Genomic DNA, 21,508 nt, shown 5'->3' with positions numbered 1-21,508 from the left:
TACAAGTAACATTCATTTCTTTAAAAATAAAGAAATTGCTAACAAATTTAATATTTTAATAATCTTTAAATTTAAAATCAATTAATAATTTCTCATTCTAATGTTTAAACATTCATAAAATTAATATTATTAATTTTAACTTCAAGATTAAATATAATGTTATAATATTTTTATGTATTATTAAATTATTAAATTATACAAAAGAAAGAGGAATTAACTTATTATGAGTACAATTATTAAAAATGAAAAAAATGAATCAAATGTTCAACAATTTCAAGTTGGTGACATTATTACTGTAACTCCAACTGGAATAAAGGAATTTGGAGTTTTTTGTAAGTGTCCAAATGGATTTTCTGGTTTAATTCACATTAGCCGTATTACCCCTAAATTTGTTAAAAATGTTAGTGATTATTTTACAATTGGTACATCAGTTAAAGCAGAAATAACAGGTATTGATCATACTAAACAACAATTAAGTTTAAGTACAAAAGAACAAGGATTAGTTGCAAAGAATAATTCTTCAATTGAAGAAAATGGTAAAGGATTTGCACCAATAAGAGAAACTGTTGATAATTGATTTAAAAAAGAAGAAAATAATTAAAATACTATTTTTCTTCCAAATAATAAAAAATATTGCTATTTAATGGCAATATTTTTTATTTTTTTCTTGCAATCTAAAATTTTTACAACTATATTTTTATTATAAATATTAAATAGTATTATTACGAATTAATATTTTAATTTTAAATACTATAAGGAGGTTATAGAATAGTGATAAAAACTAATTTAAAGTTTACTAATTTAAATATGAAAGAATTATCAACTTTATATCAAGAAAAAGTAACAGCGATTAACGCTGAACTGGAAAGTAATGCTAAAAATGAAGATGGTTGATTAGGATGAATTGATTTTCCATTTGCATACCAAAAAGACATTACTTTTCAAGAGTCTTGAAAACGAATGAAAACTCTAGCATTGAAACTACAAAAAGAAATACAAGTTTTAGTAGTAATTGGTATTGGTGGATCATACTTAGGTGCTAGAGCAGGAATTGATATGGTGCAAGGTTTATTTAATAATACGGCTCCTGTTAAAGTAATTTATATGGGTAATACCATGAGTTCAACTTATGTTCACCAACTTTTATCATATTTAAAAGATAAAGAATTTGCCATTAATGTTATTTCTAAATCAGGAACTACTACTGAACCAGCAATTGCCTTTCGTTTGTTAAAAGAACTATTAATTAAACAAAAGAAAAATAAGAATATTGTTAATAACAGAATTATCGCTACTACTGATAAAACAAGAGGAGTACTCCATGATTTGGCAAAAGAAGAAGGATATGAAAGCTTTGTTATTCCCAATAATATCGGTGGTAGATACTCTGTTTTAACTCCTGTTGGTATTTTTCCGATGATGGTAGCAGGAATTAACTGTGAAGAAATTATTGCTGGTGCGCAATTAGCAGCAAAAGAATGTAAAAGTGATAAAATTGATGTTAATGATGCCTATTTATATGCAGTTTCTCGCTATCATTTACATAAAACTAATAATAAAGCAGTTGAAATTTTAGTAAGCTATGAATTACAAATGCAAATGTTATGTGAATGATGAAAACAATTATTTGGTGAATCAGAAGGTAAGGATGGCAAAGGATTATTACCAGCTAGTGTTGTTTTTTCAACTGATTTACATTCAATGGGCCAATTTATTCAAGAAGGTTCAAAAATGTTTTTTGAAACAGTAATAAAAATCAAAAAACCTAATGAAGATATCAAAATTCCACTTGATAAGGAAAACAATGATCAATTAAACTATTTAACAAAACATTCTTTACATGAAATTAATAATATTGCCTTACAAGGAACTATTGAAGCTCATAGTGATGAAATAGTAGGAAAAACTCCAAATATTTTATTAGAATGGGATACAATGGATAGCAAAATGTTTGGTTATGCTAGTTATTTCTTTATGAAGGCTTGTGCTGTTAGTGCAAAATTATTAGGTGTTGACCCATTTAACCAACCTGGTGTTGAAGTATACAAAAAGAAAATGTTTACATTATTAGGTAAAAAATAATTTCCTAATAATAAATTTAATAAAACATTAAAATATAGTTATATAAAAACCATTCTGAAAAGAATGGTTTTTATATAACTTACTTAGTTGTTCTTCACTTATTAATTTACAATATTATATTATGACATTTTTTTGCAAATAATAATCTAAATAAATGTAATTATAAGTTAAATTATATTTTAAATGATGGTGAATGATATATACCAGTGCTAGTTGATGGTGCATTTATAAAATCAAATTGATTTATTTCATTTACCATTTTTTGTTCTTGTTCTTTAATTAAAAAACTTTCTACTATATGCTTAGTTATTTGCTCTTTAATAGAATATTGTGCTTTTTCTTCAGAAAAACCTTGATTAATACATTCAATAAAAATGAAAGATAATTTTTCATTTATTTCATTATTCTTAATAATCTCTTGATAAATATCATTAAATTCATTATTTAATAATTTTATATTTAATATTGATAAATCTTCATAACTCATATTTCTAAAATTTAAATTAAATTCAAATTTTCAAAAATATTTATTATTAATTGCTATTTTCAAGTTCTTGATACTCGCTTTCTGATTGGATTACTTTACTAGCCATCTTTTAATCTTCCTTTTCTTTAAAACTTTAATTTAATAAAACCTAATATACAATAATTTCTATATTAGGTATAAACATTTATTAAATTATTTTATCATTTTATCATAATTTCTATTCTAAATAGAAAAATTATTAAATAATATGTATAAAATTTATTATTTATATAAATTTATTTTATTTAAAATTCTACTTTAATTAAATAACATCCTTAACAATAGTAATGCCATTTTTAAGCATTGAATATCATGCATATTGATTTAAAATATGAGCTGGATGCTCTGGTTGATCATAAGTATTTGTCATTGTCATTGGAACAATAACATTTACTTCTTTATTGTGCTGATTAAATCAAGTTTTACAACTAATAGCAAATTGATAAATACAAATATCAGTACAACAACCAACAATAATAATGTTATCCCATTGTAAATTTGGCTTAAAATCAAAAGCAAAAAAACCATTAGTACTATTTTTTTTAATAATCTTAATATTGTCAAATTTTAATTCTTCTACTAACTCTGATTCAATAGTATTTTCCAAACAATGACTAGGAAAAGTATGAAATTCGGGACTATGTTCATTATGAGCATCATTAAAAGCAATAACTTTAGTTTCATTAGTGTTTACTTTTGCTAATAAATTTTTAATTGGTTTAATAATTGAATTAATATTGAGTGAAAATAAATTTCCTTTTTTAGCAAAGCCATTAACCATATCAACAATAAATATAATATTATGACCTTTTAAAGTTTTAAAATTTAAATTAACTGTTTTATCCAAAGTTTTATTTATAATTTCAATAAATGAATCATTATTTTTCATTATTCACCTCTATTTTTTAAAAATTAATCGTTTAATAATAAATCAAATTATACTACAGCCAGAACAAATTGGCATTAAGAAAATAGTAAAAATAATTCCTACTTTTAAAAAGAAAATATCTACTGTTATTCCCTGACTACTTTGATAGGTTAAACTATCAATTACACCATTTATATAAATAAAATTAAATCCATTAAAAATGTTTTCTATTTTAATACTTAATAACATAATTAACCCTAATAACAAAAATATAAAACCAGAAAAAAATAAAATAGTAATTATTTTTTCATCAAGAGGTAATTTTTTTCATCAATTTTTAGTTATCATTATTATCACCTATTTTTTTTTAATTATATCATTGTTATATTACTGCTATAAAATAAATAAAAAAATTCTTACTTTAATGTGAAAAATAAGAATTTTTTAAAATTAATAAATTGCTATTTTTATTTTTTTACTACTTTTAAATAACAACTGTATCCAAAAATAATAAGACTTGTAAAAAATAAGATCGGAGTAGCAATAACCGCTAAGATTACTCCTATTTGCAACTGTGCTGCTGTACCTGTTAAAGTCGCAGTTCCACCTAATGCAGCAATTACAATTTTAAAATTATCAAAAAAATCAGTTAATGACATAGTAACACCAAAATTAGTTATACTACCCTTAATAAAATCTCCAATAGTTCAATGATGAGAATTTCTTAAAATTCAAAACCCATCATGATTTTCAGCAACTTTAGTTGCTAGAAGTTTAACGCTACTTGCTACTTGCTACTTAGCCCTTTTTACTAGACCATTAATTTAAAAAAAACTTGAATGTATTCGAAAAACAATTGTGTTATACAATTAACACTAATTTTGACATGAAAGGATTTTTAATAATGGATAAAATTAAACAAATAGCATTAGTAATTAACAAGTTAAATATCAAACAAAAAATTCAAATTATTGATGATAGCAAAAACCAATATTCAATTAGATATCTTTGCCAACATCTTCAACTAAACCGATCAACATATTATTTTGTAAAAAACAAACAAAACCCTATTAAAAAAGAAAAAAATCAAATTAGTAATTGTACACATAAATATCAAGAATTATGCCAACTTTTACTTGAATTTCATTTTACAAGAAAAGGACAAATTTATGGCTATTTACGAATTTTTTCAGCATTTAAAGAATGATTAAAACAATACAAACATATTATTTTAAATCTAGAATTATCAACAAAACAAATGCGAAAAATTATGAAAGATCACAATCTTCAAGGATTAAAACAAACTAAAAATAACTATCCTAAAAACAAAAAAAATCCAAATAAGTGAATACCTACAATGGATAAAGTAAACAAAGATTATAAAAGTACAACCTCTTCAAATCAAATTTGATCAATGGACACTAAACAAATAAATACTAAAGAAGGTTGATTATATCTTTTTGTAATTATTGATTTTTATTCAAATAATATTGTAAGCTATAATACATGTTCAAACAAATCCTATCAAGATTTAATCCTTCCTGCACTTGAAAAAATAAATCAACAATTCTCTTGAAACCAAGTAAAAAACGTTATTTTACAATCAGATAACGCCAACGAATTTTATTGTCAAGACATCACAAATTGAGCTGCTGATAAGCAAATAATTTTAAGCAAAAAACAACCTTATGATATTGGTGGCAATGTAATATCTGAAAACTGATTTTCTCATTTATCTCAAGAATGACTACCTAAAGGTTCAAATCAATATTTTTCTCTCAATGAAGCTATAAATGATGTAAACCAATATATTATGTTTTATAATTACGAAAGAATACATTTTAAATTTCTAAAACCACCAATTTCACAAATAAAAATTTAAAACTGTCTATCCAAAAGTGGTCCAGTATTTAGGGCTAACCACCAATATAAATATGGCTCAAAAAATTGTAGCAAACTTTAAAAAAATATTATATTTAAAATATATAAAACTGAAAATAGGTATAAAATAGTAATATTTAACATAAAATTATTTTTTTTGGTTTTTTCTTTTAAGTTTTCTTTTAAAAAATAATTAAAAATAAAATAATTTTACATTATCTTTAAAAAATAATTGTAAATGTGAAAAATATCTATTATAATGATTAAGGTTTTTTAAGAATAAATAATTCTAATAAAACAATAAATAAGGAGTATTAGCTCAGCTGGGAGAGCAATTGCCTTACAAGCAATAGGTCGGCGGTTCAAGTCCGTCATACTCCACCATTTACCTGCTGATGTGGCTCAATCCGGCAGAGCAACGGTTTTGTAAACCGTAGGTTGCAGGTTCGATTCCTGTCATCAGCACCATTATTATTTATGGAGGGGTAGCAAAGTGGCCAACTGCACCTGGCTGTAAACCAGATCTCTTCGAGTTCGGGGGTTCGACTCCCTCCCCCTCCACCATATTACTTATTGGGGTGTAGCCAAGCGGTAAGGCAACGGCCTTTGACGCCGTCATGCGTTGGTTCAAATCCAACCACCTCAGCCATATATTTTATTAATTTGTCCTCGTAGCTCAGCGGTAGAGCACTCGGCTTTTAACCGAGGTGTCGCAAGTTCGATCCTTGCCGGGGACACCATTTGATGCCCAGGTGGTGAAATGGTAGACACGTCGGGCTTAAGATCCGATGACTTTTACAGGTTGTGCGAGTTCGAGTCTCGCTCTGGGCACCATTTTATATATTTATTAATGACGAGGAAGTATTCCTCATTTTTTATAAGTAAGTTATATTTTGCCCAGATGGCGAAATGGCAGACGCAGTAGACTCAAAATCTACCGAGAAATCATGCGGGTTCGAGTCCCGCTCTGGGCACCACTAATATTAAATTATTAGTATAAAAAGGTATTCTTTTAAGAATACCTTTTTATTTTTATAATATTAAATATTATTAAATTGATAATCGACGTTCTGAAGATTGTTGTTTAACAGGCAAACGTTCTTCAGAATTTAATACTGCTGTATTAAGTGGTTTAGGATCAGCTATTTCAACAACATGAGAAGTTGACATGACTGATTGTGTTTTCTCTACATTATTAATTTTTTCTGGATTAAAAGGTTTATTTAATAATGGATTATTATCATCACTATCTTCAGAACTTGATGATGATGGTGAAGATGTACTGCTAGAAATATTTTCATAATTATCTTCCTCATCAAAATCATTAACATCCGCACATCAATTTTCATATAATTCCATTCCAGTATTTACTAATAAACCAGTACCAACTATTGCAAGACCAGCTATTGTTTCTCAAAAAGCCGTTGATCTTTTTTTATAAAATGGTTGATCATCATTATTATTATTTGGATTACTTAATTCATGATATGCAAAAAGACTAACACCAGTAATTGCACTAGCAATAGTTATTGGTGCTAATAAACTTGCTGCTGTATTACCTATTTTTTGTCATATATTACGTTGTTGATTTATTGCATTTTCTTCATTATTAGGTGCACAACATTCTGATATTTTTTTACTAATTGTCACTATATGATTTAAACTTGAAGTTGCTGCTGCTGTAATAAAAGCATATGTAATAGGTAATGTATCTGGATTGGGTGTTGGTCAGTTAAGTCAAGCTACTGCTAGTGGTAATAACGGTGCTGTTGCAAAACTTACTCCTGTTAATAAATTATTAATATTTACATTATTAATATTTCGATATATTAATATTAAATTAGTTAACGAAATTTTTGAATTAACTGCTCCTTCCACCATAAAACATAATGCTGGTACTAGTGATAATACTCCATCTTGATATAATAAATAGTTACCCCCAGTTACCATTGAATTACCAAGAGTAAGCAACACATCTCTTATAGTGGGTGCTACCCTATTTCTATTATTAGTTGATATTAAATCACTTGGTAATAATTGTTCTGTAGAAGAATAACTTATTGCTGGTGATGAATCCATATTTTTAATCCTTTCTAAAAAATAATTAAAAGTAATAAAATTAATATAAAAACACCCATATTAAGAATTACAATTCTTAAATATGAGCTAAACTCTAGTCTTTATTTATTACTTCTTGTATTATAACCCTATATTAAATAAATGAAAATAATATAATCATTAATATTGAAATTATGAAAAATAATTTTAATAACTTAAATAATTAAATTAATAATATTAAAAATAATTTTTTATTTATTCCTTATATAAGGAGGAGTTTTATTTTTTAATATTACTTTTTTAAAATTTACTTAAAAACCTTGTTTTTTCTTATTATTTATTTGTAATAATATCATTTTATTAAATAAAATAAAATTTTGATTTTCTATATATTTTCCAATAGACATTATTAATAAATAACATCGCAAAATTTTATTTACTGAAATTGGTTTTAATAAAATATTTTTTTTGTATAATTAACTGTTATAAAGGAGGTCATTTATTAATATGAAAAAACAACGCTTAAATATCTCAAAATTAGGATTCTTACTTTCAGTAATGGGTTCGGCAGTAGGATTAGGTGGTATTTGAGGATTTTCAACTCAAATGTATAACCATCATGGTGCTTTTCTAATCCCTTTTTTAATATGTATGGTAATTTGTGCAATACCAGTTTTATTTATTGAAATGACAATTGGTAATAAATATCGCAAAAATCATATTGAATTTTTTAGTGAGGTTGGAGGTAAAAAGGGTGCTTTTTTCTCTTGATTGCATTCAACAACCGTTATTTTACTAAGTACTTATTATAGTGTTTTAGTAGGATGAACTTTAATTAATATTATTATTAGTTTTACTTCTAATTTAAATAAAGGTTCTTATTTTTATCATAATATTTTACAACAAACAAATGATCAAGATATTAGCAATTTAAATAGCCTAGGTAACTTAAATTGAATGATTTTACTTGCAACAATTGGTGTATGAATTATTTTGGGTATCATTCTACTAGGTGGTGTTGAAAAAGGAATTGAAAAAGCGAATAAAATTATGATTCCATTTTTATTTTTAATGATTATTATTTTAGCAATTTATACTAGTACATTATCAGGTGCTAAACTTGGATTAAATGTAATGTTTGATTTAGATGCTAAAGAATTATTAAATCCTGGATTATGAAAAGATGCTTTTGGTCAATCATTCTTTATGTTATCAACATGTACAGGAACCATTTATATTTATGCAGCTCATGCTCCTGAAAAACAAGATAGTACTAATCAAGCTTTTGTAGTAGCCTTTGGTACTAGCGTTATTGGTATATTAACAACAATTATTGTTTTTAATTCAATAAGTGCAATTGCTCAAAATCAAGATAAAACTGATATTAAAGATGTATTTCAAGCAGGTCCTGCTTTGATTTTCCAAGTAATACCACAATTATTTGCTATTATTAATAATCAAGTTCCTATTTTAGGAAATATTTTAGCAATATTATTTTTTGTTACACTTTTCTTTGCGGGTATGTCCTCACTAATTGGTCAAGTTGAATCAATGGTAAATGGTCTAGAATATGAAATTCATTTAAAGCGCAAACAAGCATTAGCAATATCATTATTAGGAGCAATGGCAGTATCAGTATTATTTACCTTTAGTAATTCACCAGCGCTGTTTAATGGGCTAGCAATCTGAGTAGCACAAATTTGACTACTAATAATTGGGTTTATTTTATTAATTGGTATTAGTCCATATGGCTGAAAACTATATGATACATTAAAATTATATAATAATGAAAATTCATGAATGAAATGAACAAAAGGATATAAAATAGTAATTTTAATTATCGCACCAATTTTAATTTTAATTAATATTGTTACTGGTATCTATGATTTTATTATTAATATTATCAATGCTAATTTTGTCTATGGTACAGTTGGTCTAACACTTGGTGTTGGGTTAGTTTTACTTTTAACTTTTATCTTAACTTATCATAAAAATATTCATAATGGTTTTAATAAATTATTTAAAATAAAAACAAAAACTGAAAGAGGTTAAAAAACATGGATGTTGGAGCAATTATTTTAATGGTAATTTCTTTAGTAAGTATTATTGGTCTTTTTATTTTCTTTGTCATAATGGATTTTAAGAGTCATAAAAAACAAAAAAGAAAAGAAAAAAACAAAGAATAATATTTTTTAAAATATTTTAGTATACTTATTATTAAATGGTGAGTGAAATGGAAAAAAATAAATTAAAACAAATTTTATTAATTAGCAAAATAATTTTAACAATTGCTTCTTTATTTTTATTTTTAGTTTGACTAATGTTTATGACTAATAATTTTTTTCCTAAATCTCAAAACTCATTTGTTGCCAAAATTATGAATACTTCAATTCAAATTATGATTTGACCAATTACTAGTATAATTCTATTTATTTTTATTATGCCAATATGAGTTACTAATAAAAAACAAATTTTATTAGTATTTTTAACATTGTCACTAATTATCACAATATTGTGCACAACTTTTCTTTTTAGTTTAAATATTAATAAATTCTGAATTATATGATTAATTGCTCATTTTTTTGCTATAGCTTCAATTATTTTTGTCATTGTTTCTTATTTCTTTAAAGAAAAACTTCTTTTATTTAAAAAGAAAAAAATAAACATATTGAAAAAAAGATTAAAAAATAATTTTTTTTAACTTGTTTATCAAAAGTAGTTGACTTTAATTTTAGTAATATGATATAAATACATGGTGGTTAACATAACTGCGGGTGTCGTATAATGGTATTATTACAGCCTTCCAAGCTGAAGACGTGGGTTCGATTCCCATCACCCGCTCCATTATAAAAAAATAAAAGCCGTAATTAATACGCCTTTTTTTATTTTATAATGGTTTATATTTTAGGACCTTTTTTAGTTTGTAGTACTACTGTTGTTTCTTCATCACTAGAATTACTGCAAGCACATTTATTAATTATTTCTGCTCATGAATTTACTGGATACATAACTAAAGACATTCCATTAGTTCTTTCTGGTAATGATTCTAAATATTTTATTTTATTATTTGTGCATTCTTCTAAATTAATTTTCATTAGTTATCCCCTACTTCTTTTAAAATTCGACTATTAAAAGCATCTGCTAAGAACTTATAAACTTTTACTTCAGAAATATTTTTTAAATCATAACAATTAATGATATCAGTTAATTTTAAAATCACATCATGATATTTTATAAAGTAAGTTTTATTTTCAACATTTGCTCACTTTTCTAAATTCATTGCATAATAAATTATTCCATCTCTATAAAATTGTGATTTCATATTTCTCACTCCTTTAAACGATATAATAAAACAAAAAACCTAATTTAAATACAAAAATTTAAACGAGGTCTATAAAAAAACCAAAATATTTTGTTCCAAAGTTCCTTTAAAACTTTAATACAATTGTAACTCATTTACAAGAAATTCCAAGTAAAATCAATAAAAAAATTAATAACTTAAAAATTAATATAAAGAGATAAATAAAGATTGCAAATGCAATCTTTATTTATAATTGTCCTGAAATTGTTTTTAAAACAAAATTTTTTATATTCACTGATTGGAACTTCAGTTTTATTTATTAAATCACTCACTTGTTTTTGTCATTTTTTTAACTAAGTTTTTTATCTCTACATAGTCAGGTGTAACAATAGAAACAAAAATAATCATTTGTTTCATAATTTGTAACTCAACCTCACAATGTTTCTTATTAACTAATCTGGGATCTCAAGCATAAGTAAGAACTGTTCTATTGCTTACTGCTACTTTAATTAATTTGTTTTAGTTTTATCTTTAGGAATTTCTTTTAATTTTTTTTCCTTTTCTTTAAAACTTTAATTTAATAAAAGTCCTAACATAGAGATATATCTATATTAGGACTGAACAGTTATTAAATTATGAATATATAATAACATAAAAAATAATACTTTTGATGAAAATTATAATTAACACTTATATAAGTATTAATATTTAATTTCATATACATGTATTTTTTATAAACAATTAAATTATAAAACTTCTAAGGAGGTAACTATTTCTAATTAAACAATAGTTATCTAGTACAAAAATAAATGAAAAATATCTATATTTAATATAGATATTATGATATAATTTTCCTAAAATTAATATAAGTTTTTACCTATTTACTTTTATTTTAAAGTAAATAGGTTTTTAATTTGAAAAAGGAGATATTTAGAAGTGCTATATAGTAAAAAATCAGAAAATCTTATAACAGAAAAAGAAAAACAAGTTTTTAAAGAAAAAACAACAACAAATTCAAGAAAAATTAAACCACAATTACCAATAACAACATCTCTTGCTGAAATATTACTAAATAATAATGAAAAACTTGTTGGTACTATTACTAGTGATCAGTATCTTAATAAAGATAACAAACAAGTACCATTATATAAACTAATTAAAACTTCAAAAGCAAATAAAAAAATAAATATTAAAGCAATAAATTCTATTAAAAATGACAAACAACCAATAACAATTATAAATAAAACCAATTCACAATCAATATAAAAATAAAATAAAATTATTAAAGATTGAAATTGAAATTTTTAATAATTTTATTTTTTATTATTTAATTAAAAATTTATGTTTAGATTAACTACTAAAATTTATTTTCTTCTTATTTTATAGTATGATTTACCTATAAACTTAATTTTTTATTATAAAGGAGAAATAATAATGAATGTACTAAAAACATATGAGATTTGAAAAAAGCAAAACTTACCACAACACTTAAAAAAACAATTAACTACAATGTCTAAAAGTGAAATTGAAGATGCTTTTACTACAACTTTAGAATTTGGTACAGCTGGCATGCGTGGTATTACTGGAGTTGGTACCGGCAGAATTAATGAAATTATTATTATGAAAGCAACTGTCGCATTTATTCAATATTTAAAATCTGCCTTTTCTGAAAAAGACTTACTTCGTGGTGTTATTATTGCTCATGATAATCGTCACTTTTCAGGAGAATTTACAATGTTAACAGCAAAAACTTTAGCTAAACATAAAATTCCTGTTTTTTTATTTAAAAATAATGATTTAAGACCAACACCAGTACTTTCATATAGTATTAGAAAAGTTAATGCTCTTGCTGGAATTGTTATTACAGCCAGTCATAATCCTCCTGAATATAATGGTTATAAAATTTATGATCAATATGGCTGTCAATTTCTTCCTAATGTTACCAATATAATTAGCAATAAAATGAAACAATTGCCTGATGATTTTCAATTAACATTCGATTATGATACTAACCTAATTAAAGAAGTGCCTTCAACAGTAGAAGATAATTATCGTGACGATATTAAAAATTTACAGTTTTATCCACAAGTTAAAAATCGTAACTTTAAAATTGTATTTTCTAATCTACACGGTACTAGTCGTGAATGAGTTAAACCAATTTTAGAACAATGCGGTTATGAAATTATTTTAGTAACAGAGCAAGCTAACTATGACCCTGATTTTAAAGGTGTAGTGTCGCCCAATCCCGAAGTAAAACCAACATTTGATTTAGCAATTAAACATGCTAAAAAACATGATGCACCATTAATTATTTTAAATGATCCTGATGCTGATCGCATTGGTATTGCTGTAAAACATAATAATGATTATGTATTATTAACAGGTAATGAAACAGCACCAATTTTATTAGAATATTTATTAAGCCATTATCAACTTAATAAAACAACGCCAAAAAATCCTGTTATGTACAATACATTTGTTACTTCAAATTTATCTGATATGATTGCTAAATCATATGGATGTCAAGTTATTAAAACGTTAACTGGCTTTAAATGAATTGGTGCAGAAATGCTAAAAGAAAAAGCACGTAACATTAACTTTGTTTTTGGTTTTGAAGAAGCATATGGTTATGTTATTAAAGATATTACTCGTGACAAAGATGGTATTCAATCAGCAATAGTAGCAGCAGAAGCGGCTTGATATTATCAAAAGTCACAAAAAACATTAGTTGATGTTTTAGAAAATATTTATCAAAAATTTGGATATTATTACTGTTATACTGTTAATCTTATTTTAAAAGGCAAAACAGGACAAAATACTATTAATAATATGTTAGAAACATTAAGAACTAGTAAAATACCAACACTTAATAATATTAAAACAATTAAAGTTGAAGATTATCAAACTGGTTTACATGGAATGCCATCGCAAAATTTACTAAAATTTTACTTCAGTGATGGTTCATGATTTGCTGTTAGACCTAGTGGAACTGAGCCAAAAATTAAATTCTATTTTGTTTGTGTTGATAAAACCATTAATGATGCACAATTAAAAATGAGAAAAATGTATGAAGAATTAGCTATCAAATATCTAAATATCAAAGATATAAAATGATAGAAAGGAACTAAAAAATGATTGTAATTAAAGATATTAAACCTAATAATGTTTTAAGTTTAGTAGTAATTATTAATCGAGTAATTCAAGGTGTTGCTTCTAACAATACTAATTATTTAAACTTACAATTACAAGATAAAACTGGGACAATTTCAGCAAGAATTTGAGACGTAAGAGAAGAAACTATTGAACAATTAACAATAGGACAAGTAATTAAAATTGAAGCAAATAGCATTAATTATAATAATGAAATACAACTAAAAATTAATAATTGAACTATTATTACTAATCCTAGTGAATATTATGATTTATTGCTTACACAAGCACCAATTAATATTATTGAAGCATGAACTGAAATTAGTCAAACAATAAAGGAATTTAAAAATCCAATTTTAAAAAAAATATTAATCCAATGTTTTAATAAAAAAAATATTGATGATTATAAAAAGTGACCAGCAGCAGTTAAAATGCATCATGCTGTTCAAAGCGGTTTATTATGACACTCAGTAACAATGCTAAGAATGGCAAAACAAGTAGTAGCACTTTATAATGATCGTAATATTAATAGTGAACTATTATATGCAGGAATCATTATGCATGATTATGGAAAAATGGTTGAATTAAATAATAATCCTATTAGTTCATATACACTATCAGGTAAAATGATTGGTCATATTTCATTAGGTGCAATGCAAGTTACACTCGCTTGTAAGGAATTAAATATTAACTTAGAGGAAGAAATCGTAGTTTTATTACAGCATCTAATATTAGCTAGTCATGGTAAATATGAATATGGCTCACCTGTCTTACCAAAAACAATAGAAGCAGAAATTTTACATCATTTAGATACCTTAGATGCAAAGATCTATGCAATTGATGAAGCATTGGTTAATATTAATGTTGGTGAATCAACTGCTCGTATTGCAAGTATTGAAAATAGAATGTTCTATAAACATCAAAATTTAAAAGAAAAAAATAAAAAAGTTTAAATAATAAAAACTCTCTTTTAATTAAAGAGAGTTTATTTTTTATCATAAATTAATAGGGAATGTTTAGTAATCTGTGTGACTTACAAAAATAACTACGTTTAATTAATTCTAGTAAATATAATTTATATATCTAGAAAGAGTGAGTTACAGATGGCTAAAAAAGAGGTGGTTAGCCCTAAATACTGGACCACTTTTGGATAGACAGTTTTAAATTTTTATTTGTGAAATTGGTGGTTTTAGAAATTTAGAATGTATTCTTTCGTAATTATAAAACATAATATATTGGTTTACATCATTTATAGCTTCATTGAGAGAAAAATATTGATTTGAACCTTTAGGTAGTCATTCTTGAGATAAATGAGAAAATCAGTTTTCAGATATTACATTGCCACCAATATCATAAGGTTGTTTTTTGCTTAAAATTATTTGCTTATCAGCAGCTCAATTTGTGATGTCTTGACAATAAAATTCGTTGGCGTTATCTGAGTGTAAAATAACGTTTTTTACTTGGTTTCAAGAGAATTGTTGATTTATTTTTTCAAGTGCAGGAAGAATTAAATCTTGATAGGATTTGTTTGAACATGTATTATAGCTTACAATATTATTTGAATAAAAATCAATAATTACAAAAAGATATAATCAACCTTCTTTAGTATTTATTTGTTTAGTGTCCATTGATCAAATTTGATTTGAAGAGGTTGTACTTTTATAATCTTTGTTTACTTTATCCATTGTAGGTATTCACTTATTTGGATTTTTTTTGTTTTTAGGATAGTTATTTTTAGTTTGTTTTAATCCTTGAAGATTGTGATCTTTCATAATTTTTCGCATTTGTTTTGTTGATAATTCTAGATTTAAATAATATGTTTGTATTGTTTTAATCATTCTTTAAATGCTGAAAAAATTCGTAAATAGCCATAAATTTGTCCTTTTCTTGTAAAATGAAATTCAAGTAAAAGTTGGCATAATTCTTGATATTTATGTGTACAATTACTAATTTGATTTTTTTCTTTTTTAATAGGGTTTTGTTTGTTTTTTACAAAATAATATGTTGATCGGTTTAGTTGAAGATGTTGGCAAAGATATCTAATTGAATATTGGTTTTTGCTATCATCAATAATTTGAATTTTTTGTTTGATATTTAACTTGTTAATTACTAATGCTATTTGTTTAATTTTATCCATTATTAAAAATCCTTTCATGTCAAAATTAGTGTTAATTGTATAACACAATTGTTTTTCGAATACATTCAAGTTTTTTTTAAATTAATGGTCTAGTAAAAAGGGCTAAGTAGCAAGTAGCAAGTAGCGAGCCACGTAGTGGCGAGGGACGAAGTCCCTATATACTTGATATAAGTTTTTGACCTATTTACTTTATTTCAAAATAAATAGGTTTTTTGTTTTAATTTAGAAAAGGAAGATAAAGAAATGCCTAAAAATAAATTTTTAACAGCTATTGAAGAAGGTGACTTACAAACAGTTAAAACTTTACTACTTAATCCTGATAACAATAAGTTCGATATGGAGGGTGCCTTAATAACAGCCGCTGATTATGGTCACATTGAAATAGTTCAATTTTTAATAGAAAATAATACTGATATCAATCATATAAATAGTACAAAAGATACTGCTTTAATGTTAGCTGCTGAACAAGGTCACACAGAAATAGTTAATCTTTTAATAACAAACGGTGCTAATGTTAATTATATAAATAAAGATTATGATACACCTTTATTATTAGCTACCAAAAAAGGTTACATAAAAATAGTTAATCTTTTAATAACAAACGGTGCTAATGTTAATCATAAAACAAAATTTGGCAATACTGCTTTAACAAAGGCCGCTAAAAATGGCCATTTAAATGTAGTTGATTTATTAATAGTCAATGGTGCTGATATTAATCAAATAAATTTACGTGGTGAAACTGCTTTAATAAGAGCACAAAAACAAAAACATACAAAAGTAGAAAAAATTTTAACAAAACAATTTTCTTTAGAATCTAATAAAAATGAAATCAATACAACTAATTATAATAATAAACCATCAATAAAGGTTACTGTTCTTTTAATACAAAAGAACAGTAACCTTGTTAAATGTTTAATCTTATCTATTATAAAGCGAATGTTTAGTAATCTGTGTGACTTACAAAAATAACTATGTTTAATTAATTCTAGTAAATATAATTTATATATCTAGAAAGAGTGAGTTACAGATGGCTAAAAAAGATATTGTTAATAACAATGATCCAATATCAAAAGCAGTAGATTTATTATTAGAAAATACTGAGGATTTAACAACAGTTTTTAAAGAGGGAGGCTTATATAAAGAATTAACTAAACGATTGGTAGAAAAAATGTTGAATTCTGAGATGCAAAATTATTTAGGACACGAAAGAAATCAACGCAGTAATAATGACAATGTTCGTAATGGTACAACATCAAAAAAATTAATAACTCAACAAGGTAAAATTGAAATTGATGTACCAAGAGATCGTAATAGTAATTTTGAACCAGTAATAATCACAAAAAGACAGAGAAGATTTGATGGTTTTGATCAACAAGTTCTTTCACTATATGCAAAAGGTATGACTTTATCAGATATTAGAATGCAGTTGCAAGAGTTATATGATGGCGCAGATATTAGCGAAAGCGTAATTAGTCAAATTACTGATGATGTCATTGATGATGTCAAAGCATGGCAAAATCGTCCATTAGATAGTGTTTATCCAATCATTTATTTTGATTGTATCGTAGTTAAAGTACGTCAGGATAAACGTATTATTAACAAATCAGTTTATATAGCTTTAGGAGTTGATTTAGAAGGTAAAAAAGATGTTTTAGGTTTATGAATTAGTGAAAATGAAGGTGCTAAATTCTGATTAAATAATTTTACAGAAATGAAAAATCGAGGCTTAAATGATATTCTTATTGCTTGTAGTGATAATTTAACAGGCATGTCAGAGGCAATACAATCAGTTTATCCTAAAACTGAACATCAATTATGCATAGTTCATCAAATTAGAAATAGCTTAAAATATGTTTCATACAAACATCGAAAGTCTCTAGTTATCGATTTAAAGCCAATTTATACAGCATGTAGTGAAGAACAAGCAATGCAAGCTTTAGAATCATTTGAAAGTAAATGAAATAAACAATATCCACAAATTGCTAAATCTTGATATAAAAATTGAGAAAATTTAATGGTTTTTATTAGTTATCCAGCAGAAATTAAAAGGGTAATTTATACTACAAATGCTATTGAATCTGTTAATAGCCAATTACGAAAAGTTATTAGAAATAAAAAAGTTTTTCCTAATGATATGGCAGTTTTTAAAATTTTTTACTTAGCAATTGAAAATATCACAAAAAAATGAACATTGCCTATTCAAAATTGAAATACAGCAATTGCTCATTTTATGATAAAATTTGAAGACAGAATTAATCTGAACTAGTACTTTGTAAAACAAAGAAACACAGATTACTAAAAAGCCTCANAGATATCTTTGCCAACATCTTCAACTAAACCGATCAACATATTATTTTGTAAAAAACAAACAAAACCCTATTAAAAAAGAAAAAAATCAAATTAGTAATTGTACACATAAATATCAAGAATTATGCCAACTTTTACTTGAATTTCATTTTACAAGAAAAGGACAAATTTATGGCTATTTACGAATTTTTTCAGCATTTAAAGAATGATTAAAACAATACAAACATATTATTTTAAATCTAGAATTATCAACAAAACAAATGCGAAAAATTATGAAAGATCACAATCTTCAAGGATTAAAACAAACTAAAAATAACTATCCTAAAAACAAAAAAAATCCAAATAAGTGAATACCTACAATGGATAAAGTAAACAAAGATTATAAAAGTACAACCTCTTCAAATCAAATTTGATCAATGGACACTAAACAAATAAATACTAAAGAAGGTTGATTATATCTTTTTGTAATTATTGATTTTTATTCAAATAATATTGTAAGCTATAATACATGTTCAAACAAATCCTATCAAGATTTAATCCTTCCTGCACTTGAAAAAATAAATCAACAATTCTCTTGAAACCAAGTAAAAAACGTTATTTTACACTCAGATAACGCCAACGAATTTTATTGTCAAGACATCACAAATTGAGCTGCTGATAAGCAAATAATTTTAAGCAAAAAACAACCTTATGATATTGGTGGCAATGTAATATCTGAAAACTGATTTTCTCATTTATCTCAAGAATGACTACCTAAAGGTTCAAATCAATATTTTTCTCTCAATGAAGCTATAAATGATGTAAACCAATATATTATGTTTTATAATTACGAAAGAATACATTCTAAATTTCTAAAACCACCAATTTCACAAATAAAAATTTAAAACTGTCTATCCAAAAGTGGTCCAGTATTTAGGGCTAACCACCGCTAAAGAATTATTAATTTTTTCTATATCTTTTAAAGATGTAGCTATTACTTCTAAAAACATAAAATATCTCTCCCCATCTTATTTTTTTGATAAATAAGTTTTCAATAAACTAACTCTATCTAATTTCTCTCAAGGTAATTGTAAATCATTTCTACCAAAATGACCATAAGTTGATAATTGTTGATAATTTTGTTTAAATAACTCTAATTTATCAATCATAGCACTAGCAGAACAATCAAAGACTTGATAAATTATTTCTGTTAATTTTGCCTCTGTTAAACCGGAAATAATAGTTTGATGAGTATTAACAAATATTGCAATTGGTTCAGGAGTTCCAATTGCATAAGCTAATTGTACTTCACAAATCTTTGCTAAGTTAGCAGCAACAATATTTTTAGCAATATACCTAGCATAATAAGCACCCGTTCTATCAACTTTAGTGGGATCTTTTCCTGAAAAAGCTCCCCCGCCATGACAAGCAGCTCCACCATAAGTATCAACCATTAATTTTCTTCCTGTTAAACCAGTATCACCAGCAGGTCCACCAATTACAAATTTACCAGTTGGATTAATTAAATATTTAAAATCAAGATTTAAATGATATTTATTAGCAATATATTGCATAATTTCTTTATGAATAAATGTTTTAAATTGTTTTTCATCATAATTTGCTTGATGTTGAATGCTCATTAAAATAGTATGTATTTTTAAATTTTTAGGGTCTTCTTGATCAATAGTAACTTGCGCTTTCATATCAAGAAGTGCATACTTAAATTTTTTTTCCTTTCGTAATTTTGTAGCTCGTTTAATTAATTCATGTGCTAAAACAATTGCTAATGGCATATATTCTAATGTTTGCTGACATGCATAACCAAACATTATTCCTTGATCACCAGCACCAATTTGATGATTTTTTAATTCAACACCTTGTAAAATATCAGGTGATTGTTCATGAATTAACACTTTAATTTCACAAGTAAAACCATTAAATCCAATTTCATCATTTATATAACCAATTTCAGTAATAACTTTTCGCGCAATTCCTTGATAATCAACTTGAGCATGACTATGAACTTCACCACCAATTAAAACAAAATTTGTAGTAATAAAAACCTCACATGCTACTTTGGCATGTGGATCTTGTTTTAAAAAAGCATCTAAAATTGCATCAGCAATTTGATCGCAAATCTTATCAGGATGACCAGGAGCAACAGACTCACTAGTAAAAAGAGGATGGGTAATATTAGGTATTAATTTCATATTTTTTAACCTTTCTCAAATAAAATTTTTTTTGTAATTCATGGCATAATTTCATTATCAAATATATCTTTAATATTAGGTTCATTAATTAAAGCATGTTTACCATCAAAAATAAAAACATAACTATGATGTTTCTTCCAATATTTTTTATTAATTTTAAGTTGATGAAAATCACTAAATACATCATCAGCACTTTGCAAGATTAACGTTGGAAGTTTTGAATTACTAATTTCCATTATACTTTTTTTATTAATTTTTTTAAATTGTAGTAAAAAACGTAATGATCAATTTTGACGATTACTATATCTTTGATTTATATTATTAATATGAGCATTATTACTAGAAATATCTTGATTTTCAACATAGATTGGCATTTGAATATTAGAATTAAAAATAAAAGCAAAACAAAAACAAATAATAAAACTTAATGAAAATTGATAAAGATTTTTTTTAGTTACTAAATTACTAGTAATTAATGCTGATACTTGTGAATTATTTTTAACAGCATGACTAGCAATAGCTGCGCCTAATGATTCACCAAAAACAATAATTTTTTGATTAGGATATTTAGATTTTACTGCACTTATTATATCTTTTAAATCATTAATATCAGTACCTAATGATTTAAATTTTCAATCTTGTCCATTTTTACCATTACCTCTTCGATCATAAGTAATTAAAGATAGTTGTGATTTTTTACAAAAAGAACTTAATAATTTAAAATCATCTTTTTGACCTTGCAAGCCATGAGCACCAATAATAATGACTGTACTTTTATCAACCATTTGCTTAAATAATTTTACTTCATAACCATCACGTAAAATAATTACCTTTTCTCGTATTTCAGCAGCTTGTTGTACATGAACATTATCTTTAATTTTTGCCATTAATAAAATTCTTAAAATTTTTAAAATTATTAATATACTAATCCCAATTAAAATCGAATATAAACCATTTTTATCAGTAAAAAAATTAGCATTGTTTCATATCATGTTAAAGTTAGTCCCTT

General features: G+C 25.1%; 23 protein-coding genes and 8 tRNA genes. 20 read left to right on the top strand and 11 right to left on the bottom strand.

Going from position 1 to position 21,508, the window contains the following annotated elements; all coding sequences use genetic code 4:
- Positions 1–223 precede the first annotated feature (223 nt).
- Both SPIRDC1_RS06085 and SPIRDC1_RS06080 read left to right on the top strand, forming a co-directional pair.
- Positions 224–601 carry a S1 RNA-binding domain-containing protein gene (locus SPIRDC1_RS06085; protein ID WP_174481012.1) on the top strand — a complete coding sequence of 126 codons (378 nt, stop codon included), beginning with the start codon at positions 224–226 and terminating at the stop codon, positions 599–601.
- Positions 602–771: 170 nt separating this feature from the next.
- A complete protein-coding gene (locus SPIRDC1_RS06080; RefSeq protein WP_233214993.1) occupies positions 772–2,082 on the top strand; it encodes a glucose-6-phosphate isomerase in 1,311 nt (436 codons plus the stop codon).
- A gap of 172 nt (positions 2,083–2,254) precedes the next feature.
- Here SPIRDC1_RS06080 and SPIRDC1_RS06075 read toward each other — a convergent pair whose 3' ends face one another.
- From SPIRDC1_RS06075 to SPIRDC1_RS06060, 4 genes are all read right to left on the bottom strand, one after another.
- On the bottom strand, positions 2,255–2,632 hold the full coding sequence (locus tag SPIRDC1_RS06075; RefSeq protein ID WP_174481011.1) for a hypothetical protein: 378 nt from the start codon (positions 2,630–2,632) through the stop codon (positions 2,255–2,257).
- 238 nt (positions 2,633–2,870) lie between these two features.
- A complete protein-coding gene (locus tag SPIRDC1_RS06070; RefSeq protein WP_174481010.1) occupies positions 2,871–3,497 on the bottom strand; it encodes a cysteine hydrolase family protein in 627 nt (208 codons plus the stop codon).
- Positions 3,498–3,506: 9 nt separating this feature from the next.
- Entirely contained in the window at positions 3,507–3,824 is a 318-nt protein-coding gene (locus SPIRDC1_RS06065) for a hypothetical protein (RefSeq protein WP_174481009.1), read from the bottom strand.
- 119 nt (positions 3,825–3,943) lie between these two features.
- On the bottom strand, positions 3,944–4,135 hold the full coding sequence (locus SPIRDC1_RS06060; protein WP_174481008.1) for a hypothetical protein: 192 nt from the start codon (positions 4,133–4,135) through the stop codon (positions 3,944–3,946).
- A 227-nt stretch (positions 4,136–4,362) separates the two neighbouring features.
- Between SPIRDC1_RS06060 and SPIRDC1_RS06055 the strand changes: the two genes are divergently transcribed.
- From SPIRDC1_RS06055 to SPIRDC1_RS06020, 8 genes are all read left to right on the top strand, one after another.
- Complete coding sequence (locus tag SPIRDC1_RS06055) at positions 4,363–5,358, top strand: IS3 family transposase (protein ID WP_174481007.1); 996 nt, start codon at positions 4,363–4,365, stop codon at positions 5,356–5,358.
- Between the two features lie 307 nt (positions 5,359–5,665).
- Positions 5,666–5,741: transfer RNA gene (locus tag SPIRDC1_RS06050), tRNA-Val, on the top strand.
- Between the two features lie 7 nt (positions 5,742–5,748).
- Positions 5,749–5,825, top strand: a tRNA-Thr gene (locus tag SPIRDC1_RS06045).
- Positions 5,826–5,836: 11 nt separating this feature from the next.
- A tRNA-Tyr gene (locus tag SPIRDC1_RS06040) sits at positions 5,837–5,921 on the top strand.
- A 10-nt stretch (positions 5,922–5,931) separates the two neighbouring features.
- Positions 5,932–6,006, top strand: a tRNA-Gln gene (locus SPIRDC1_RS06035).
- A gap of 16 nt (positions 6,007–6,022) precedes the next feature.
- Positions 6,023–6,097, top strand: a tRNA-Lys gene (locus tag SPIRDC1_RS06030).
- Between the two features lie 6 nt (positions 6,098–6,103).
- A tRNA-Leu gene (locus SPIRDC1_RS06025) sits at positions 6,104–6,191 on the top strand.
- Positions 6,192–6,252: 61 nt separating this feature from the next.
- Positions 6,253–6,334 (top strand) — tRNA-Leu (locus SPIRDC1_RS06020).
- A gap of 73 nt (positions 6,335–6,407) precedes the next feature.
- Here SPIRDC1_RS06020 and SPIRDC1_RS06015 read toward each other — a convergent pair.
- Positions 6,408–7,436, bottom strand: coding sequence for a hypothetical protein (locus tag SPIRDC1_RS06015; RefSeq protein ID WP_174481006.1), 1,029 nt, complete (start codon positions 7,434–7,436; stop codon positions 6,408–6,410).
- 486 nt (positions 7,437–7,922) lie between these two features.
- Between SPIRDC1_RS06015 and SPIRDC1_RS06010 the strand changes: the two genes are divergently transcribed.
- The 4 genes from SPIRDC1_RS06010 to SPIRDC1_RS06000 all read left to right on the top strand — a co-directional run bounded on the left by SPIRDC1_RS06010 (position 7,923) and on the right by SPIRDC1_RS06000 (position 10,259).
- Positions 7,923–9,467 (top strand): sodium-dependent transporter, encoded by a 1,545-nt coding sequence (locus SPIRDC1_RS06010; protein ID WP_174481005.1) that lies wholly within the window; start codon positions 7,923–7,925, stop codon positions 9,465–9,467.
- A 5-nt stretch (positions 9,468–9,472) separates the two neighbouring features.
- The gene (locus tag SPIRDC1_RS10320; protein WP_255495923.1) at positions 9,473–9,601 is read left to right on the top strand and encodes a hypothetical protein; all 129 of its coding nucleotides are present in this window, start codon (positions 9,473–9,475) and stop codon (positions 9,599–9,601) included.
- A 47-nt stretch (positions 9,602–9,648) separates the two neighbouring features.
- A complete protein-coding gene (locus SPIRDC1_RS06005) occupies positions 9,649–10,116 on the top strand; it encodes a hypothetical protein (RefSeq protein WP_174481004.1) in 468 nt (155 codons plus the stop codon).
- Positions 10,117–10,185: 69 nt separating this feature from the next.
- A tRNA-Gly gene (locus tag SPIRDC1_RS06000) sits at positions 10,186–10,259 on the top strand.
- A 53-nt stretch (positions 10,260–10,312) separates the two neighbouring features.
- Here the strand turns inward: SPIRDC1_RS06000 and SPIRDC1_RS05995 are convergent.
- On the bottom strand, positions 10,313–10,510 hold the full coding sequence (locus SPIRDC1_RS05995; protein ID WP_174481003.1) for a hypothetical protein: 198 nt from the start codon (positions 10,508–10,510) through the stop codon (positions 10,313–10,315).
- On the bottom strand, positions 10,510–10,737 hold the full coding sequence (locus tag SPIRDC1_RS05990; RefSeq protein WP_174481002.1) for a hypothetical protein: 228 nt from the start codon (positions 10,735–10,737) through the stop codon (positions 10,510–10,512). Before SPIRDC1_RS05990 ends, SPIRDC1_RS05995 begins: the two co-directional genes overlap by 1 nt.
- 915 nt (positions 10,738–11,652) lie before the next feature.
- Between SPIRDC1_RS05990 and SPIRDC1_RS05985 the strand changes: the two genes are divergently transcribed.
- From SPIRDC1_RS05985 to SPIRDC1_RS05975, 3 genes are all read left to right on the top strand, one after another.
- Complete coding sequence (locus SPIRDC1_RS05985) at positions 11,653–11,982, top strand: hypothetical protein (RefSeq protein WP_174481001.1); 330 nt, start codon at positions 11,653–11,655, stop codon at positions 11,980–11,982.
- Between the two features lie 168 nt (positions 11,983–12,150).
- Positions 12,151–13,833 carry a phospho-sugar mutase gene (locus SPIRDC1_RS05980; RefSeq protein WP_174481000.1) on the top strand — a complete coding sequence of 561 codons (1,683 nt, stop codon included), beginning with the start codon at positions 12,151–12,153 and terminating at the stop codon, positions 13,831–13,833.
- 14 nt (positions 13,834–13,847) lie between these two features.
- On the top strand, positions 13,848–14,819 hold the full coding sequence (locus SPIRDC1_RS05975; RefSeq protein ID WP_174480999.1) for a 3'-5' exoribonuclease YhaM family protein: 972 nt from the start codon (positions 13,848–13,850) through the stop codon (positions 14,817–14,819).
- A gap of 207 nt (positions 14,820–15,026) precedes the next feature.
- On the opposite strand, the gene SPIRDC1_RS05970 is transcribed toward SPIRDC1_RS05975, so the two are convergent.
- Together SPIRDC1_RS05970 and SPIRDC1_RS05965 are read right to left on the bottom strand one after the other, a co-directional pair.
- Complete coding sequence (locus tag SPIRDC1_RS05970) at positions 15,027–15,704, bottom strand: DDE-type integrase/transposase/recombinase (RefSeq protein WP_174480998.1); 678 nt, start codon at positions 15,702–15,704, stop codon at positions 15,027–15,029.
- Positions 15,674–16,021 (bottom strand): hypothetical protein, encoded by a 348-nt coding sequence (locus SPIRDC1_RS05965; RefSeq protein ID WP_174480997.1) that lies wholly within the window; start codon positions 16,019–16,021, stop codon positions 15,674–15,676. Before SPIRDC1_RS05965 ends, SPIRDC1_RS05970 begins: the two co-directional genes overlap by 31 nt.
- A gap of 225 nt (positions 16,022–16,246) precedes the next feature.
- On the opposite strand from SPIRDC1_RS05965, the gene SPIRDC1_RS05960 reads away from it, so the two are divergent.
- From SPIRDC1_RS05960 to SPIRDC1_RS05950, 3 genes are all read left to right on the top strand, one after another.
- Complete coding sequence (locus SPIRDC1_RS05960) at positions 16,247–16,972, top strand: ankyrin repeat domain-containing protein (RefSeq protein ID WP_174480996.1); 726 nt, start codon at positions 16,247–16,249, stop codon at positions 16,970–16,972.
- Positions 16,973–17,030: 58 nt separating this feature from the next.
- Positions 17,031–18,269, top strand: a complete 1,239-nt coding sequence (locus SPIRDC1_RS05955; RefSeq protein ID WP_174480995.1) for an IS256 family transposase — start codon at positions 17,031–17,033, stop codon at positions 18,267–18,269.
- Positions 18,270–18,312: 43 nt separating this feature from the next.
- Positions 18,313–19,194 (top strand): DDE-type integrase/transposase/recombinase (locus SPIRDC1_RS05950; protein WP_233214992.1); only part of this gene is annotated, 882 nt, incomplete at its 5' end.
- Between the two features lie 123 nt (positions 19,195–19,317).
- On the opposite strand, the gene metK is transcribed toward SPIRDC1_RS05950, so the two are convergent.
- Both metK and SPIRDC1_RS05940 read right to left on the bottom strand, forming a co-directional pair.
- The gene (gene metK, locus SPIRDC1_RS05945) at positions 19,318–20,493 is read right to left on the bottom strand and encodes a methionine adenosyltransferase (protein WP_438363302.1); all 1,176 of its coding nucleotides are present in this window, start codon (positions 20,491–20,493) and stop codon (positions 19,318–19,320) included.
- Between the two features lie 11 nt (positions 20,494–20,504).
- Complete coding sequence (locus tag SPIRDC1_RS05940; protein ID WP_174480993.1) at positions 20,505–21,491, bottom strand: alpha/beta fold hydrolase; 987 nt, start codon at positions 21,489–21,491, stop codon at positions 20,505–20,507.
- Positions 21,492–21,508: the final 17 nt, after the last annotated feature.

The sequence above is a fragment of the Spiroplasma endosymbiont of Danaus chrysippus genome (genome assembly GCF_902809815.1).
Taxonomy (GTDB): domain Bacteria; phylum Bacillota_I; class Bacilli_A; order Mycoplasmatales; family VBWQ01; genus Spiroplasma_E.
The sequence above is the reverse complement of the archived record's forward strand: the minus strand, read 5'-3'. Positions and strand labels throughout refer to the sequence as shown.